Genomic DNA, 18592 nt, shown 5'->3' with positions numbered 1-18592 from the left:
GGATCTAAGCGAATGTATATTTTTACATTAATTTAGGGTGGTACCGCGGGAATCTATAACCTCTCGTCCCTTTCTAGGGATGAGAGGTTTTTTGTATTTTGGGCGGTGAAAATAAATAGAATTTCAAGGAGGGTATCTCATGAGCTTTAATCATCAAGATATTGAGAAGAAGTGGCAAGGGTACTGGGAAGAGAATAAAACATTCCGTACGCCAGATGAAACAGAAAAACCAAAATTTTATGCACTAGATATGTTCCCATATCCATCAGGTGCAGGCCTACACGTAGGACATCCAGAAGGTTATACAGCGACAGATATTTTATCTCGTATGAAGCGTATGCAAGGATATAACGTTCTTCATCCAATGGGATGGGATGCATTCGGTCTTCCAGCAGAGCAATATGCACTTGATACTGGAAACAGCCCAGCTGAATTTACAGAGCATAATATTAATACGTTCCGTAACCAAATTAAATCACTAGGTTTCTCTTATGATTGGGACCGTGAAGTAAATACAACAGATCCAAACTACTATAAGTGGACACAATGGATCTTCTTAAAACTATTTGAAAAAGGCTTAGCTTACGTTGATGAAGTACCTGTAAACTGGTGTCCAGCACTTGGTACAGTACTTGCAAACGAAGAAATCATTGATGGTAAGAGTGAGCGTGGTGGACATCCAGTTGAGCGTCGTCCGATGAGACAGTGGATGTTAAAAATTACAGCTTACGGAGATCGTCTATTAGAAGATCTAGATGAACTTGATTGGCCAGAAAGTTTAAAAGATATGCAACGTAACTGGATCGGTCGTTCTGAAGGTGCAGAAGTACACTTCAATATCGATGGTACAGACGAGAAGTTCACAGTATTCACAACGCGCCCTGATACACTATTTGGTGCAACATACTGTGTACTAGCTCCGGAACATGCACTTGTTGCAGAAATTACAACAGCAGAACAAAAAGAAGCGGTAGAAGCTTACATTAACGCTGTAAAAATGAAGAGTGACCTAGAGCGTACAGAACTTGCGAAAGAGAAAACTGGTGTATTCACTGGTGCTTACGCAGTTAACCCAGTAAACGGTGAGAAATTACCAATCTGGATTGCTGACTATGTTCTTGCAACTTACGGAACAGGTGCTGTAATGGCAGTTCCAGCTCATGATGAGCGTGACTATGAATTCGCATCAGTATTCAATCTTCCGATGAAGGAAGTTGTAAAAGGCGGAGATATTACGAAAGAAGTGTACACAGGTGATGGTGCACACGTAAACTCAGCATTCCTTGATGGATTAAATAAAGAAGAGGCAATCGCAAAAATGATTGAATGGCTTGAAGTAACGAGCGCAGGAAATCAAAAAGTAACGTACCGTCTACGTGACTGGTTATTCAGCCGTCAACGTTACTGGGGTGAGCCAATTCCGGTAATTCACTGGGAAGATGGGACAATGACAGCTGTGAAGGAAGAAGAATTACCATTAGTTCTTCCGAAAACAGAAAACATCCGTCCTTCAGGTACAGGTGAATCACCACTTGCTAACATTGACGAGTGGGTAAATGTTGTAGATCCTGAAACGGGTAAAAAAGGTCGTCGTGAAACAAATACAATGCCGCAATGGGCTGGTAGCTGCTGGTATTACCTACGCTACATCGATCCAAACAATAGCGAAGCACTTGTAGATCCTGAAAAAGTAAAACAATGGCTTCCAGTTGATATTTATATCGGCGGTGCAGAGCACGCTGTACTTCACTTACTATATGCTCGTTTCTGGCATAAAGTATTATACGATATCGGTGTAGTTCCAACGAAAGAACCGTTCCAACAATTATTTAACCAAGGTATGATTCTAGGTGAAAACAACGAGAAAATGAGTAAATCAAAAGGTAACGTTGTAAATCCTGATGATATCGTAGCAAGCCACGGTGCAGATACACTTCGTCTATACGAAATGTTTATGGGACCATTAGACGCTTCAATCGCTTGGTCTGAAAATGGTCTTGATGGAGCTCGTCGTTTCCTAGACCGCGTATGGCGTCTATTCATTCAAGATAACGGTGAATTAAGCGAGAAAATTACTGATGCACCAAATAAAGAGCTTGAAAAAGCTTATCACCAAACAGTGAAGAAAGTAACAGAAGACTATGCAGAGCTTCGCTTCAATACAGCGATTTCTCAAATGATGGTATTCATCAACGATGCATACAAAGCTGAAACACTTCCGAAAGAATATGTAGAAGGTTTCGTAAAAATGATCGCACCAGTTGCACCTCATATCGGGGAAGAGCTATGGAGCAAACTTGGATACAATGAGACAATCACATATGCAAGCTGGCCAACATTTGATGAGTCTAAACTTGTAGAAGATGAAGTTGAAATCGTTGTTCAAGTTATGGGTAAAGTTCGCACAAAACTAACAATGAGTAAAGACGCATCAAAAGAAGAAATGGAACAACTTGCACTTGAAGCAATTCAAGACCAAATTGAAGGGAAAACAGTTCGTAAAGTAATTGTTGTTCCTGGAAAACTTGTTAACGTTGTTGCAAACTAATTAACGCTAAATAAAAGCTCAGAGCATTTAGGCTCTGAGCTTTTTTGTGTAGAAAATCATCTATGGATTAGATTAGTCTAAGTTTTTAATTATTCCATTACGTACAAATAAAAGAGCGGAATTCCCATACAGACAAACACCTATTTTTCTATAGGAAATATGATAAAAAAGGTAGGCTAAATTGAGTAGAAGAGGTGAAAGGAATGAAAGGGATGGACAATAATGCACCACATGGCTTCTTCGGAGGTGGATCGGATAGTTATGAACAAATGATGTTAATGGGAGGAGGACAACAAGGATACAGTGGAATTCCGAGCTGGATGGGGGGAGGCGCGGGCGGATTTCCAACATCGGTAGCTGGCATGCAAACTGAAATGCCTACATCAATGGGAGGCTTTTCGACATCAGGGGCTGGAATGCCTACAATAACAGGGGGATTTCCAACATCAGTAGCTGGTGTACAGACAGGAATTCCAGTAGGAGCACCAACTACATTTCCTTCTTTCGTTGGAGGAGTGCAGACAGGATTTCCGGTACCAGGAATAGGTGTTGTAGCTGGAGGAATAGGTGGGTATCCGCAAGTTGTTCACGGACATCATGGACATCACCACCATCAAGGTCAACATGGACATCATGGACACCATCAGCACCAAGGGCACCAAGGACATCACCACCATCAAGGTCAACATGGACATCATGGACACCATCAGCACCAAGGGCACCAAGGACATCATGGACACCATCAGCACCAAGGGCACCAAGGACACCATCATCATCAAGGCCAACACGGTCACCATGGACACTATCATCACCAAGACCACCAGGGTCATCAGCAACAAGTACATCACCATGGACACCACCACATTCATCCGCAAGCTGTTCTTTATCAAACGCACCAAGGCCAGCACGCTCATCATGGTCACCATGGTCACCAAGGGCAACACGGTCATCAAGGGCAACACGGTCACCATGGTCACCATGGTCACCAAGGGCAACACGGTCATCAAGGACAACACGGTCATCAAGGGCAACATGGTCAACATGGTCAACAGCACCAACAATACCAACAATATCAACAGCAACAATCTTCTCCTTGGACAGGTGGAATTGGAGCAGGAGGAGCAGGGGCAGCAGCAGGAGCGGCTAGCATTAGTGGAGCAGCAGGACACGCGGGACACGTGGGTCATTAATAAATTGCAGAAAAAAAGAAATAATAAAAAACTGCTAGGAAATCCTAGCAGTTTTTTTCAGCTTCTTGGCGTTGACGTTCGATTTCAGCACGAAGTTGTGGCTCTGGCGCTTGCCAGCCTTCTGGTTTTAGAATTTTGCCATCGCCTTCGCGGAATCGAGGTTTCCCATCAGGGAATAATTTTGCCATGTTTGCGTTATTTACAATTTCGAATCCTTTATCTGGACGTACGCCCATTTCGGCAAACGTTCCAAATGCAAAGTAAATAAGGTCAATCAGTGCATCATATTGATCTTCAACAGTCGTTGCTTCTAGAAATTCTTCTAGCTCTTCTTGCATAAAACTCGCACGGATTTTTGCGCGCTCTTCTGTTAATTTTGTTGGGGTATTTGTTACAGGATGTCCGAATACTTCATGCATTTTCGCAACGAGTTCGTATCCTTTATCTAAACCTTTTTCGTTTGTCATGTTGTTTCATCCTTTCTTACGTTATGCCGAAGTTTATTGTAACATAAGGTGATTATGAAATGAAAAGAACATCTTATCGAAATAAGATGTTCGCTCGTTATTCTTCTTTCTTAATTAAAATAGATAAAATAAGATCAATGCCGAATATACCGATCAGTAACATTGGTATAACGGCAAGCAAGTAACGTGTGAAGGAAACATTTTTCAAGTATGTATGAGCAAATAAAAAGACGCCGAGAAATAAAATACCATTTAAAATAGGCTTTACTAATTTTTTAGACATAAGCTCCCCCATAAATATCTTCTCTCTCTATTTGATAATAAAAAACTCCTCTCTCCGTTGTATCATGCTGGAGAGAGGAGTTCAATCATTTCTCATTCAATTACACCAGAATTTGTAATATCAACGGTGTACTTTACTTTAATTGGCACATCTTTGTACATTTTTCGCCACTCTTCTAATTTAAATGGGCGATAATGTTGTCTATATTTTGCTCCAAGTCCAAGGGGATCAACATTTAAGGATTTAAACTGTTTAATTAGTTTTGTAGCTTTTGCATCTAACTGTTTCTCAACCGCTTTCGCTATTTTTTGCGTGTTCTTTTTATTTTCTAAGTTGAATTTTCGAGATAATTCTTGAATACGAGCTTCCATTTTTACATGAATATAGAAAGAAGGTTTTCCATTTTTTATATTTACTTCGTAGGTAGGAACGGAACGAATGTTATTAATCATTGCATAGCCAGGATTGGTTTTAAATTCATGTGAGTCCAAGCGGTGTTTTTCTAGCAGTCCTTTGAAAACAAACATATCGTGATACTTAATTGTTCCGACCAACTTATCCTTTTTCAAAAGACCGATACCAGTAATTTTTATTTTATCACCATGTTTTTTTAGGATAGGCATATAAGAATCTTGTCCTTCACGGTAGTACCTGAAGGCACCTAAATATAAATTGTCAGTTGGCAAAGGCCCAGTGTCCATATTATGTTCTAACATTTTTTTTATATAAATCGCAACATTGTAAGAGGTACTATATTTTCCTTTAAATAGTTCAGTACCACTGCCTTCTAATAGTCCAACATACAGTGAGTTACCAATATTCACATCACGAATTAATGTGTCAAAGGAAGTTGATAATCCTTTTTTAGCAATCTTTGTTGTGAATAAGGCAACACGCATTTGCCCGCTTGCGAACGGTTGCGAAGATTCTAAAGATGTATCTGCCTTTACTTGTTTTACTGCGTTTCCTGTTCCTTCATAAACTTGAACTTTATTTCCCTTTTTTTGTATGGGACAAACAAATGTAACTTTTACTTTATTATCTTTTGCTGTATCGAAGGCGGCTCCTTGAATGAGCTGAACATCATCAATAATATTTTTTTGTAAACAACCAGTTAGACTGAAGATACTGATGCAAATAAGAAGTATTAATTTTTTTTTGGTTTTGTCCATTTTTTTTTCACCCACACAATAATAAATAGAATTGGGATATATATATATATAAGCCAAAAACTAACTTTAGATGTATTACTAATAAAATCATTAATATCATGCCTATTTGTTAAAAGTTGTGAAACAACTAAGGTAATAAGCATAAATGCAATTAAAATACCTCGTTGTTTTACACGAAAGATTTCATGCGTTCCTCGAGTAGCGGCCCATAAAGGTAGAATAAAGCTTGTAATAATAACGAGAGCATAACCGGAAATAGCAATATACTCAAGTCGCTCAATAAAAGGAAGCTTAATAACTTGTGTCATTGAGAGTTGAGACCAAATTGTTTTGAGTAGTTGTTTTTCGCTAAAGAATGTAAAAGCGAGAATCGTACTAAATAAATATAAGAAGTTAGAGAATAATGCACCATATTGTGCAAATTTATGAGATTTTTCTGGTTCTTTAACAAACGGATAAACCATAAGGAAAATTTCAAATCCTGTCATACTATAAATGGATAGTTGAGCTGCTTTCAAAATATCTGTAAAAGAATGTGAAAACATTGGAAGTAAATTATCCCAATGTGAGAATTTCAAAATGAAAAGACTTAGAAAAAGATAACCTAATGTTCCACCAACGGAAATAACACAAATTCCTGTAATGACGCGGAATCCTGATGAAATAATGTAATAACTTATTAAACATAAAAAGAAAGTGAGCATCCAGGTGGATGCGCTAGGAAACATCCACACTTGAATAATTTCGACATAGGTTCGAACGACAGAAATACTTACAATAAAAAAATAAGCCATAAAGATGAGACTAATACCATTTCCAATCCATTTTCCAAAAATCTGTTTGTGTAAATCAATTAAGTTTCCTTCTGTATTTTTTAATGAATAATACATCATCCAGATGAGAATATGAATGATAATTCCTGTGAGGAGAACTCCTATCCAGCCGTCGTATCCGGCGGCTTTTGCTATAATTCGAGCGAAGCCGAGAACGCCAGCTCCAAATTGTGCACCGTGAATTAAGAAGAAAACAAAGATAGGAGATATTTGATATTTTTCTTGAACTTTACTCATCAATGCACCTCATTTCTTAATCATCAAAGTCCGATCTATGTTTTGTTGAAATCCCTTTTGCTGATTTTTTTACATGTTGTGGTCTTGCTTGTACATCTCTTGTATCAATCATTGTTAAAGGAAAACGAATCCAAGAGTCCTTAACGGATTGTTGTCTTGTCGGATAAAACAAAGCGTACGGCTTACGTAAGGAAGTAAGCCTGAATAGATGCGTAAATAAGAAGATAAATCCAAGAGAAATACCGAAGAGCCCTCCTACTTCTGCGAATGCTAGAAATGGGAAGCGTAGTAATCGAACGGCGTTACCCATTTTATAAATAGGCGTAATAAAGGAAGCAAGTGCTGATAAGGCAACGATAATTAATAAAATATTACTCGTTAAACCAGCTTGTACAGATGCTTGCCCGATTACGATACCGCCTACAATACCGAGAGTTTGACCAACTTTCATCGGTAACCTTGCGCCAGCTTCTCTTAATAAATCAATTGCGAGTTCTAAAAAGAGCGCTTCAATTAAAGGTGGAAACGGTACTTGTGCCCTTGATAAAATTAAAGTTTCAAGTAAATCACTTGGAATGAGTTCATAATGATAATTTAAAACTGCAACGTATAACGGTGTAGCACAAATTGAAAATAGAACAGCGATAAGGCGTAAAATGCGTGAAAATGTAGCGTATAGCCAAGAGACGTTATAGTCTTCTGGTGAAATGAAAAAATCAAAATATGATACTGGTGTAAGTAACACGCTTGGGGAACCATCAACAAAAATAGCGATTTTTCCATCAATTAGTGCTTTTGTAACTCTATCAGTACGCTCTGTATTGATATAGAGAGGGAAAATCGACTTTTCTCCCATTAATTCTTGGATATAAGCACTATCATTAATTTGATCATATTCAAGAGCACGCAATGATTCTTCTAGAAAATCTACATTCTCTTTTTCAGCGAGGTTGTCCAAATACATCATGACAACCTTTGTTTTTGAAAACTCTCCAACAATCATTTCTTTTGTCTGTAGCTCTAAAACAGGAAGGCGTTTTCGTACTAAATTAATATTCGTATCGATAGCTTCTACGAAACCTTCCTGAGGACCAATAACTGTCGATTCATTTAATGGAGGACTTGGCGCCCGGTAATTATCAATTGCAATGTTTGCAAGCATGCACTTTTGATCTTGCTGGTTCAGTTGAATAATCGCATGCCCCTTTAAAACCATGTCTTCAATTTTTTGTAAGTCATTCGTAATTGTAATGCCGCTCATCGGAATATGTTCTTTTAGTTGTTCTAGAGAAGCACAATGTTTTTCTAAAAGAGTGGGCATTAAATATTTCTGTAATTTCTCTCCATCAAGTGAAGGGCGATAGTAAGAAATCCAATAAGGCATCGTTTCATCGTCAGATGTATGGTAATTAATAAAATCACTAGACTTTTTAAGTTTCTCTATTAAATCTTGTAGAGAATGAATACGGTCTTTTTCTGGTTTGGTAAAGTCATAAATACTATTACCTCCAGAGCTTTGTTGCTTACTTTGAGAAGAATCATCTTGTTTAGAGCTTTGTTGCTTATTCTGAGAAGAATCATTTTGTTTAGAGCTTTGTTGCTTACTTTGAGAAGAATCATCTTGCTTAGAGTTTTGCTGTTTATCTTGAGAAGAGTCATCTTGCTTAGAGTTTTGTTGTTTCTCCTGAGAAGAGTCATCTTGCTTAGAGTTTTGTTGTTTCTCCTGAGAAGAGTCATCTTGCTTAGAGTTTTGCTGTTTCTCCTGAGAAGAGTCATCTTGCTTAGAGTTTTGCTGTTTCTCCTGAGAAGAGTCATCTTGCTTAGAGTTTTGTTGTTTCTCCTGAGAAGGGTCATCTTGTTTAGAGTTTTGTTGTTTCTCCTGAGAAGGGTCATCTTGCTTAGAGTTTTGCTGTTTCTCCTGAGAAGAGTCATCTTGCTTAGAGTTTTGCTGTTTATCTTGAGAAGAGTCATCTTGCTTAGAGTTTTGCTGTTTCTCCTGAGAAGAGTCATCTTGCTTAGAGTTTTGCTGTTTCTCCTGAGAAGAATCATCTTGCTTAGAGTTTTGCTGTTTATCTTGAGAAGAATCATCTCGCTCGTTATTTTTACCTTTAGTATGTTTCATACTTCTAGTCTGTTCGTTGTTATCGTCATCTGGATTGTTAGACTGCTGCTTCCAGTTATCGGCTTCTTTTGCCTCTGTTGTATTTGATTTTTTTTTCTTACGTAACCAATTCCAAATCATATGTATGCCCTCTTTAATTGTGTAATATAGTGCTATTTTGTGGCTAATTTTGTATATTATTCATTTATTTATGAAAAGAAGAAGGAGATTAGTTTGCATAGAAAAAAACCTTTAGTAAGCAGTTCATACTATAACGGGGAGAGGGAGAGGCTGTGCAAATTGTAAAAAAGGAGAAGTTTGTTTTAAAAGAGTTTACGTTTGAAAATGGCAGGGAAATGCCTGTTCAAATGGGATATGAGACATATGGTACGTTAAATAGAGAAAGGTCAAATGTGATTTTGGTTTGTCATTATTTTAGTGCAACAAGTCATGCGGCAGGAAAATATACAGTGCATGATGAGGAGTCTGGTTGGTGGGATGGGCTCATCGGACCTGGAAAAGCAATTGATACAAATAAGTATTTTGTTATATGTACGGATAATTTTTGTAATGTGCAGGTGAGAAATCCATATGTGATTACAACAGGACCGAAATCAATTAACAAAGAAACTGGAGAAGAATATGCTATGGATTTTCCGGTTTTTACATTTCTTGATGTGGCTCGTATGCAATATGAGTTAATAAAAGGTATGGGAATTTCAAGGTTACATGCTGTAATCGGACCGTCGGCGGGGGGAATGATTGCACAACAATGGGCGGTTCACTATCCATATATGGTAGAGCGGATGATTGGCGTTATTACGAACCCACAAAATCCAATTATTACGTCAGTAAACGTAGCGCAAAATGCGATTGAGGCAATTCAACTGGATCCAAGTTGGAAAGATGGAAAATATGGAGAAGAGCAGCCGATAAAGGGGCTTCATTTAGCAAATAGAATGATGTTTATGAACGCGTTTGATGAGCATTTTTATGAAATGGCATTTCCTCGTAATAGTATAGAGATAGAACCTTATAAAAAGTTTTCTACACTAACATCATTTGAAAAAGAGATAAATAAAGCGACATATAGAAGTATAGAGTTAGTAGATGCAAATTCGTGGATGTATACTGCGAAGGCAGTTTTATTGCATGATATTGCATATGGGTTTTCTTCACTAGAAGAATCTCTTTCTAACATAGAAGCGAATGTACTTATGATTCCGTGTAAACAAGATTTGCTTCAGCCGTCTCGTTATAATTATAAAATGGTAGATATTTTGCAAAAACAAGGAAAATATGCGGAAGTGTATGAGATAGAAAGTATAAATGGGCATATGGCAGGAGCATTTGATATTCATTTATTTGAAAAAAAAGTTTATGAATTTTTGAATCGGAGAGTATCTAGTTTTGTGTAGAAGACAAATGATGGGGAAAAGGTGCAATGTTTGTAGTAGGCACCTTTTTTTACATAATTTGTAGACGGAAAATATATGTAGCGATTGCTATACCGAAAAACGCTATGCTAAGCAATAGAAATAAGAATGACATTTCTTGTGGGGATTTTATTTTTCTATTATTTTTCATACTAAGGGCAATAATTGCAGCGAGTAAGAACACAATGCCCATAATGAAAAGAAAAAGCGTCATTTTAATCGACTCCTTTCATAAAACAAGTATATTGAGGATACAATGTGCTAGTTATGTTTGTAAAGAATAAGTTTTGCGAGAAAATTGAGAAATAGCTTTTCGATTCTTTGCGTTCTTTCTTTTGCATGCTAAAATTGGTAGAGAATGTTTGTGGAAAAGAAACTAAAGGTTTTATTGTATATAAGGAGGAACTACATATGACAGAAGTTAAAACAATTACTACAGAAGAGGTACAAGAGCGTTTAGAAAATGGAGAAACGTTATTTCTAGTAGACGTAAGAGAAGATGAAGAAGTAGCGGCAGGAAAGATTCCAGAAGCTGTACATATTAAAATGGGCGATATCCCACATAAAGTAGAGTTCTTTAATAAAGAGAATGAATATATCTTTATTTGTCGTTCAGGAATGCGCAGTGAAAATGTATGTCATTATTTAAATGAGCAAGGATTTAAAACAGTGAACATGGTTGGCGGTATGCTTCAATATGAAGGTGAAACGAAATAGTTAATAGTTAAAAACTTGAAACGAGTCTGTTTCAAGTTTTTTTTTTTTGCATACAGTATAAAAAAGGAGGAGGGGTAAATGGGGATTAATTTGCGTAAAGTAAAAATTATTAATAATACAGGAGCTGTTAATGTCGGCGACTGCTATGATATCTCGCCTTTAGCTGTGGCGAAAGTATATGCAGGTGCTGGAGGATCGAGTGCTGCTATTTTTTTAAATGGAAAAAGGCAGCCAGAAGCGGTGATTAGAACATCGGTATTCCTTCCGCCTTTGGCAACGAGTACACGTACATTAGGTTCGTAAAGGAAAGGTAGAGTGTAATTATGCCTGCGCATATAAAAGAGTTTGTTATTGTGAATAACACTGGGAATATATTTACAGGTGATAATTTGAGTGATACTTCATTTACTGCTTCGAAATCATATAGTGGTTCAATGGGGTGCACCTGGATTGATGTTGTTACAGTAATAGGGACGGAGACAAAACTTTGTTTACAACCAGGAGATTCGGTGACGACGACATATACAAGGGGCACCCCTGCTGGTACTGTAACAGGAACAAATATGGGGCAAAGTGTAAATACATCGGGTATAGCGCAAGCTGTCCCTAATACAGATAATATGGATTCAATTGCAGGACTCCCTTAAGGAATTAAGGGAGTTTTATTTATTTGAAATAAAAATAGTCTTGGAGATTATTTTTGTAAATAGATTAAGAAGAGGTTTATTTATTATGAAAAAGACGTTTTGTAGGTGGTGAAAGTGTGAAGAATCGTGATAATAAAGGGAAACAACAATCTAATTTTAGAATCCCACCAGAACTTATTGGTCCTACTTTTCCTCCTGTTCCAACTGGATTTACGGGTATAGGGATTACTGGTCCAACAGGTCCACAAGGTCCGACTGGACCGCAAGGACCGAGAGGATTTCAAGGTCCAATGGGAGAGATGGGTCCGACTGGACCTCAAGGTGTGCAAGGGATTCAAGGTCCAGTTGGACCAATAGGTGCAACTGGACCAGAAGGGCAGCAGGGACCACAAGGATTAAGGGGGCCACAAGGGGAAACGGGAGCGACAGGTTTACAAGGTGTGCAAGGAATACAAGGTCCGATTGGTCCGACAGGAGCGACAGGAGCGCAAGGGATACAGGGAGTACAGGGATTACAAGGGCCGATTGGAGCTACTGGACCTGAGGGAACTCAAGGAATCCAAGGAATACAAGGGATACCGGGAGTAACTGGTCCTCAAGGAATTCAAGGAGTCCAAGGAATACAAGGGTCACAAGGACCAAGTGGAAGTACGGGATCAACGGGAGCAACAGGTCAGGGGATAACTGGCCCGACTGGAATAACAGGTCCAACAGGGATAACTGGACCATCTGGAGGACCTCCTGGTCCGACAGGGCCAACTGGTGCGACAGGGCCGGGTGGTGGACCGAGTGGAAGTACAGGCGCGACTGGAGCAACAGGTGCAACTGGAAATACTGGAGCAACAGGTCAGGGGATTCCTGGTCCGACGGGAAGTACAGGAGCAACAGGTGCGCAGGGGCTACAAGGAATTCAAGGAATCCAAGGGCCAATTGGCCCAACAGGTCCAGAAGGTCCGCAAGGAATTCAAGGTATTCCTGGTCCGACGGGAGTAACTGGTGAACAAGGAATCCAAGGGGTTCAGGGTATTCAAGGGATAACGGGAGCAACAGGAGATCAAGGTCCACAAGGTATACAGGGGGCTATAGGTCCTCAAGGGGCCACAGGAGCAACAGGAGATCAAGGTCCACAAGGAATACAAGGAGTACCAGGGCCATCAGGAGCAACAGGACCACAAGGAGTTCAAGGGATACAGGGTCCAATGGGTGATATAGGACCAACAGGTCCAGAAGGCCCAGAGGGACTTCAGGGCCCGCAAGGAATACAAGGAGTACCAGGGCCAGCTGGAGCAACGGGTCCAGAGGGGCAACAAGGGATACAAGGCATTCAAGGACCGGTAGGAGCAACGGGTCCAGAAGGTCCACAAGGAATTCAGGGAATTCAAGGTGTGCAAGGGATAACGGGAGCAACAGGAGTACAAGGAGCAACTGGAATTCAAGGGATACAAGGGGAAATAGGAGCAACGGGTCCAGAGGGTCCCCAAGGAGTGCAAGGTGCTCAAGGGGGGATTGGTCCAACAGGTCCGATGGGTCCCCAAGGAGTGCAAGGAGTACAAGGCATTCAAGGAGCGACGGGCGCACAAGGAGTGCAAGGTCCACAAGGAATTCAAGGAATCCAAGGTCCGACGGGGGCAACAGGAGATACGGGAGCAACTGGGGCCACAGGGGAAGGCACTACAGGCCCAACAGGAGTAACAGGTCCAACAGGGGTAACAGGCCCATCTGGAGGACCAGCAGGACCGACCGGCCCAACGGGGCCATCAGGTCCGGCGGGAGTAACAGGTCCATCTGGTGGACCACCTGGCCCGACAGGAGCAACCGGGGCGACAGGAGTAACAGGAGATACTGGGGCGACAGGCTCAACTGGAGTGACAGGAGCGACAGGAGAAACGGGAGCAACCGGAGTGACGGGTTTACAAGGTCCGCAAGGAATCCAAGGAGTGCAGGGAGAGATAGGTCCGACGGGTCCCCAAGGTGTTCAAGGTCCTCAAGGAATTCAAGGAGTAACGGGGGCCACTGGAGATCAAGGTCCGCAAGGGATTCAAGGCCCACAAGGCGACATAGGTCCAACCGGCCCACAAGGAATTCAAGGCCCACAAGGTTCTCAAGGAATCCAAGGAGCGACAGGGGGAACAGGAGCACAAGGCCCACAGGGAATCCAAGGTCCGCAAGGTGACATAGGTCCGACTGGGCCACAAGGTCCAACTGGAATCCAAGGGATACAAGGAGAGATAGGTCCAACAGGTCCAGAAGGCCCAGAGGGACTTCAGGGCCCGCAAGGAATACAAGGTGTTCAAGGGCCAGTTGGAGCAACGGGTCCAGAGGGTCCTCAGGGGATACAAGGCATTCAAGGACCGGTAGGAGCAACAGGCCCACAAGGTCCACAAGGAATACAGGGAATACAAGGTGTGCAAGGGATAACGGGAGCAACTGGAGCACAAGGAGCAACTGGAATTCAAGGGATACAAGGGGAAATAGGAGCAACAGGTCCAGAGGGGCCCCAAGGAGTGCAAGGTGTACAAGGGGCGATTGGTTCAACAGGTCCGATGGGCGCACAAGGAGTGCAAGGAATTCAAGGAATACAAGGAGCAACGGGAGCACAAGGAGTGCAAGGACCACAAGGAATTCAAGGGATACAAGGTCCGACGGGAGCAACAGGAGATACGGGAGCAACCGGAGCGACGGGAGAAGGACCGACCGGTCCAACAGGAGTAACCGGTCCAACAGGGGTGACTGGCCCGTCAGGAGGACCAGCAGGACCGACCGGCCCAACGGGGCCATCAGGTGCGACGGGAGTGACAGGTCCATCAGGTGGACCACCTGGCCCGACAGGAGCAACAGGTGCGACAGGAGTAACAGGAGATACCGGGGCGACAGGCTCAACTGGAGTGACAGGTGCGACAGGAGAAACGGGAGCAACCGGAGTGACGGGTTTACAGGGTCCGCAAGGAATCCAAGGTATTCAAGGAGAGATAGGTCCAACCGGTCCACAGGGTATTCAAGGTCCGCAAGGAATCCAAGGAGTAACGGGGGCAACCGGAGCACAAGGTCCCCAAGGAATTCAAGGCCCACAAGGCGACATAGGTCCAACCGGCCCACAAGGAATTCAAGGTCCACAAGGTCCTCAAGGAATTCAAGGAGCGACGGGGGCAACAGGAGCACAAGGCCCACAGGGAATCCAAGGTCCGCAAGGTGACATAGGTCCGACCGGCCCACAAGGCCCACAAGGAATTCAAGGCCCGCAAGGAATTCAAGGTCCAACGGGAGCTACAGGAGCAACGGGAGCTACAGGTCCCCAAGGAATTCAAGGCCCACAAGGAATTCAAGGCCCGCAAGGAATTCAAGGTCCAGCGGGAGCTACAGGAGCAACGGGAGCGACAGGTCCCCAAGGAATTCAAGGCCCACAAGGAATTCAAGGCCCGCAAGGAATTCAAGGTCCAACGGGAGCTACAGGAGCAACCGGAGCGACAGGTCCCCAAGGAATTCAAGGCCCGCAAGGAATCCAAGGTCCAACGGGGGCTACAGGAGCAACCGGTTCCCAAGGTCCAACTGGAGATACAGGTCCTCAAGGAATCCAAGGTCCAACCGGAGCTGGAGCCACTGGAGCGACTGGAGTCAGTACAACTGCAACGTATGCGTTTGCGAATAATACATCAGGAAGTGTTATTTCTGTTTTGTTAGGTGGCACGAATATTCCGTTACCAAACAATCAAAATATTGGACCAGGAATAACCGTTAGTGGTGGAAATACTGTATTTACAGTTGCGAATGCAGGAAACTATTATATAGCCTATACAATTAATTTAACGGCAGGATTACTTGTAAGTTCCCGTATAACTGTAAATGGCAGTCCGCTTGCGGGAACGATAAACTCCCCGGCAGTGGCTGCAGGTTCATTTAGTGCAACAATAATCGCTAACTTGCCTGCTGGAGCTGCAGTTAGCTTACAATTATTTGGAGTAATTGCGTTGGCTACATTATCTACAGCGACGCCAGGGGCTACTCTAACTATTATTAGATTAAGTTAATAAGCAGAAAACCTTGAAACTTTTATGTTTCAAGGTTTTTTTATCCTTGTATCTGGAAGTAAACCTCGTTAACCATGGGGAGTGGATACCCTTTAATTATTTAAAGTTTCACTTTATCCCTCGAGCTGCCTGTAAAAGCCCGATTGGTGAGGGCTAATAATCAGTGGGGGATGAACAAAACCCCCCACTGATTAAAGTTTCACTTTATTCACTTGAGCAAAAACATCGCAGTTCGAAAATATATTATAATAGAATGAAAAGAGAGAAATTTGGCAGAAAGGGAGGGTGGCGATGCAGGAGATGGTTACAGATTTTTTTGGACGCCCACTTCAAGATTTGCGTATATCTGTCATTGATCGTTGCAATTTTAGATGCACATATTGTATGCCAGCGGAAGTTTTTGGGCCAGATTATGCTTTTTTGAAAGATGAGTTTTTATTGACGTTTGATGAAATTGAACGTTTGGCAAAACTATTTGTTAGCATCGGTGTACGAAAAATTAGACTTACTGGTGGCGAGCCACTGCTGCGTAAAGATTTAACAAAACTTATTGCACGTCTCGTAAAAATTGAAGGGTTAGTAGATATAGGGTTAACGACAAATGCAATTCATTTAACGAAACAAGCAAAAGCATTAAAAGAAGCTGGATTACATAGAGTAAATGTTAGTTTAGATGCAATAGATGACGATGTATTTAAGGACATTAATGGCCGGAATATCAATACGAAACCTGTTATAAAGGGAATTATGGCTGCAAAAGAGGCCGGGCTTGATGTAAAGGTAAATATGGTTGTGAAAAAAGGGATGAATGACCATCAAGTACTTCCGATGGCTGCTTATTTTAAAGAGCAAGGAATCACACTTAGGTTTATTGAGTTTATGGATGTTGGTAGTACAAATGGATGGAACTTTGACCAAGTCGTTACAAAGCAAGAATTAATTGAAATGATTCATAGCGTGTATCCACTTGAGCCAGCTGAAGCGCATTATTTCGGTGAAGTTGCGAAGCGATATCGTTACGTTGGAACAAATGTCGAAGTCGGTTTTATTACTTCCGTTTCAGAGTCATTTTGTTCCTCTTGTACGAGAGCAAGAATTTCGGCAGATGGAAAGTTTTATACTTGCTTATTTGCGACAGAAGGATTGGATGTAAGGGAACTTCTTAGAGGAAATCTTTCAGATGATGAGTTAGTAAGCGTTATACAAAATGTATGGATGCATAGAAAAGACAGGTATTCGGATGAACGGACAGAAGAAAGTGCAAAGAATCGTCCGAAAATTGAAATGTCTTATATAGGAGGATAAGAAAGGGGGCTATCGTATGCAGGAGCGATATTCAAGACAAATATTATTTTCTGGTGTTGGAGAAGAAGGACAGAGAAAAATTAGAGAGAAGCATGTGCTTATTATCGGCGCTGGTGCTCTCGGTGCAGCGAATGCAGAAGCAATTGTTAGAGCAGGTGTTGGCAAAATAACAATTGCGGATCGTGATTATGTAGAATGGAGTAATTTACAAAGACAACAATTATATACAGAAGAAGATGCAAAGCAATACAAACCAAAGGCGGTAGCAGCGGCAGAGCATTTACAAGCGATTAATTCTGAGGTGAAAATAAATCCGGTTGTGACTGATGTAACAGTGCAAGAAATGGAAGAGCTAGTGAATGATGTAGATTTAATATTAGATGCGACAGATAATTTTGAAACGCGTCTTCTCATTAATGATATTTCACAAAAGTATAATATTCCGTGGATATATGGTGGTTGCGTCGGGAGTTACGGAGTAACGTATACAATTTTACCAGGAAAAACACCGTGTTTTCGCTGTTTAATGGAGCATCCGGCGAGCGGAGCAACATGTGACACAGCAGGTATTATACAACCGGCAGTACAATTAGTAGTTGCGCATCAAATTACGGAAGCGCTGAAAATATTAGTAGAAGACTTTGGGGCGCTTCGTGAAACGATGTTATCGTTTGATCTTTGGAATAATCAACAGATGGCATTTAAAGTGAATAGGCAGAAAAAAGATACTTGTTTATCTTGCGGAAGGTTACGTACATATCCGAGTTTAACATTTGAAGCACAAACAAAAACAGAAGTGTTATGTGGGCGAAATACAGTACAAATTCGCCCAGGTGTGCGGAAGAATTTTAATTTAGAAGAAATTAAAAAGCGCTTACAAAGAAGTGTAGAGATAAAGGCGACACCTTATTTATTATCATTTCCGGTAGAAGAATATCGTTTTGTTTTATTTACAGATGGCAGGGCGTTTATTCATGGGACGAATGATATGAATGTAGCGAAAAGTTTATATGCAAGATATATAGGTTGAACCTAAAGAAAATCCTTTAGGTTCAACGGAGAGAGGATTATGAATTTCTCGTATAATCTCCACTTTTTCCACCTGTTTTTTCAAGTAAGTACGTTTCGCCGATAATCATACCTTTATCGACAGCTTTACACATATCATACACAGTAAGAGCGGTAGCGGAAGCAGCTGTTAAAGCTTCCATTTCAACACCGGTGCTACCTTCTGTTTTAACCTTTACTTCAATGAGTAAACGATATTGTTCTTCTGATTGTTTCCAATCAAAAGAAACGTCAACACCTTTTAATAATAAAGGATGGCACATTGGGATAATATCAGAAGTTCGTTTCGCAGCCATAATGCCTGCGATTTGCGCAACTGCTAGTACGTCACCTTTCCCAATTTCATTGTGAGAGATTTTATCGTAAATTTCTTTTGTAACGACAATGCTAGAGCACGCAATTGCTGTTCGAACGGTTGCTTTTTTGTCACTTATATCAACCATCTTTGCGCGTCCTTGGTCATTAAAGTGTGTGAATGAAGACATGGAATTCCTCCTTGAAGTAATTTCTATTTAATATATAAAGTTTAATCGAGATAAAAAAAATTGCAAATATGAGGTGAG

16 protein-coding genes and 1 other annotated feature (1 of these 17 only partly in view) are annotated in these 18592 nt (G+C 41.1%); of the genes, 9 read left to right on the top strand and 7 right to left on the bottom strand.

What is annotated here, in order from left to right; genetic code table 11:
* Positions 1-74, top strand: a binding site (T-box leader) (it extends 146 nt beyond the left edge of the window).
* A gap of 65 nt (positions 75-139) precedes the next feature.
* Both leuS and MHI26_RS24290 read left to right on the top strand, forming a co-directional pair.
* Entirely contained in the window at positions 140-2548 is a 2409-nt protein-coding gene (gene leuS, locus MHI26_RS24295) for a leucine--tRNA ligase (RefSeq protein ID WP_000009440.1), read from the top strand.
* Between the two features lie 194 nt (positions 2549-2742).
* A complete protein-coding gene (locus MHI26_RS24290) occupies positions 2743-3738 on the top strand; it encodes a hypothetical protein (protein WP_445661874.1) in 996 nt (331 codons plus the stop codon).
* Between the two features lie 44 nt (positions 3739-3782).
* Here MHI26_RS24290 and MHI26_RS24285 read toward each other — a convergent pair whose 3' ends face one another.
* The 5 genes from MHI26_RS24285 to MHI26_RS24265 form a co-directional block, all read right to left on the bottom strand.
* Positions 3783-4205 (bottom strand): hypothetical protein, encoded by a 423-nt coding sequence (locus MHI26_RS24285; protein WP_000180554.1) that lies wholly within the window; start codon positions 4203-4205, stop codon positions 3783-3785.
* Between the two features lie 97 nt (positions 4206-4302).
* Entirely contained in the window at positions 4303-4488 is a 186-nt protein-coding gene (locus MHI26_RS24280) for a hypothetical protein (RefSeq protein ID WP_000038776.1), read from the bottom strand.
* A 92-nt stretch (positions 4489-4580) separates the two neighbouring features.
* Positions 4581-5660: a Ger(x)C family spore germination protein gene (locus MHI26_RS24275; RefSeq protein WP_061667144.1), complete on the bottom strand. Its 1080-nt coding sequence runs from the start codon at positions 5658-5660 to the stop codon at positions 4581-4583.
* Positions 5636-6730 carry a spore germination protein gene (locus MHI26_RS24270; RefSeq protein ID WP_061667145.1) on the bottom strand — a complete coding sequence of 365 codons (1095 nt, stop codon included), beginning with the start codon at positions 6728-6730 and terminating at the stop codon, positions 5636-5638. The genes MHI26_RS24275 and MHI26_RS24270 overlap by 25 nt, the downstream gene beginning before the upstream one ends.
* A gap of 16 nt (positions 6731-6746) precedes the next feature.
* Complete coding sequence (locus tag MHI26_RS24265; RefSeq protein ID WP_340809041.1) at positions 6747-8972, bottom strand: spore germination protein; 2226 nt, start codon at positions 8970-8972, stop codon at positions 6747-6749.
* A 152-nt stretch (positions 8973-9124) separates the two neighbouring features.
* On the opposite strand from MHI26_RS24265, the gene MHI26_RS24260 reads away from it, so the two are divergent.
* A complete protein-coding gene (locus tag MHI26_RS24260; RefSeq protein ID WP_061667146.1) occupies positions 9125-10249 on the top strand; it encodes an alpha/beta fold hydrolase in 1125 nt (374 codons plus the stop codon).
* A gap of 49 nt (positions 10250-10298) precedes the next feature.
* On the opposite strand, the gene MHI26_RS24255 is transcribed toward MHI26_RS24260, so the two are convergent.
* Positions 10299-10481, bottom strand: a complete 183-nt coding sequence (locus MHI26_RS24255; RefSeq protein WP_000171888.1) for a hypothetical protein — start codon at positions 10479-10481, stop codon at positions 10299-10301.
* Positions 10482-10678: 197 nt separating this feature from the next.
* Here MHI26_RS24255 and MHI26_RS24250 point away from each other — a divergent pair, with 197 nt between their 5' ends.
* The 6 genes from MHI26_RS24250 (at position 10679) to MHI26_RS24225 (ending at position 17991) form a co-directional block, all read left to right on the top strand.
* A complete protein-coding gene (locus tag MHI26_RS24250) occupies positions 10679-10984 on the top strand; it encodes a rhodanese-like domain-containing protein (protein ID WP_000141209.1) in 306 nt (101 codons plus the stop codon).
* A 78-nt stretch (positions 10985-11062) separates the two neighbouring features.
* Entirely contained in the window at positions 11063-11287 is a 225-nt protein-coding gene (locus tag MHI26_RS24245) for a spore germination protein (RefSeq protein WP_000512463.1), read from the top strand.
* A 20-nt stretch (positions 11288-11307) separates the two neighbouring features.
* Positions 11308-11631 (top strand): hypothetical protein, encoded by a 324-nt coding sequence (locus MHI26_RS24240; protein WP_001110855.1) that lies wholly within the window; start codon positions 11308-11310, stop codon positions 11629-11631.
* Positions 11632-11747: 116 nt separating this feature from the next.
* On the top strand, positions 11748-15656 hold the full coding sequence (locus MHI26_RS24235) for a BclA-related collagen-like exosporium protein (protein ID WP_061667147.1): 3909 nt from the start codon (positions 11748-11750) through the stop codon (positions 15654-15656).
* A gap of 291 nt (positions 15657-15947) precedes the next feature.
* Positions 15948-16961: a GTP 3',8-cyclase MoaA gene (moaA, locus tag MHI26_RS24230; RefSeq protein ID WP_001157139.1), complete on the top strand. Its 1014-nt coding sequence runs from the start codon at positions 15948-15950 to the stop codon at positions 16959-16961.
* A 16-nt stretch (positions 16962-16977) separates the two neighbouring features.
* Positions 16978-17991 (top strand): molybdopterin-synthase adenylyltransferase MoeB, encoded by a 1014-nt coding sequence (locus MHI26_RS24225; RefSeq protein WP_001158091.1) that lies wholly within the window; start codon positions 16978-16980, stop codon positions 17989-17991.
* Positions 17992-18028: 37 nt separating this feature from the next.
* On the opposite strand, the gene moaC is transcribed toward MHI26_RS24225, so the two are convergent.
* On the bottom strand, positions 18029-18514 hold the full coding sequence (moaC, locus tag MHI26_RS24220; protein ID WP_000094146.1) for a cyclic pyranopterin monophosphate synthase MoaC: 486 nt from the start codon (positions 18512-18514) through the stop codon (positions 18029-18031).
* Between the last annotated feature and the right edge of the window lie 78 nt (positions 18515-18592).

Source organism: Bacillus sp. FSL K6-1218 (assembly GCF_038006445.1).
Lineage (GTDB): Bacteria > Bacillota > Bacilli > Bacillales > Bacillaceae_G > Bacillus_A > Bacillus_A thuringiensis_S.
This window is presented reverse-complemented; position numbering and strand designations above follow the sequence as displayed.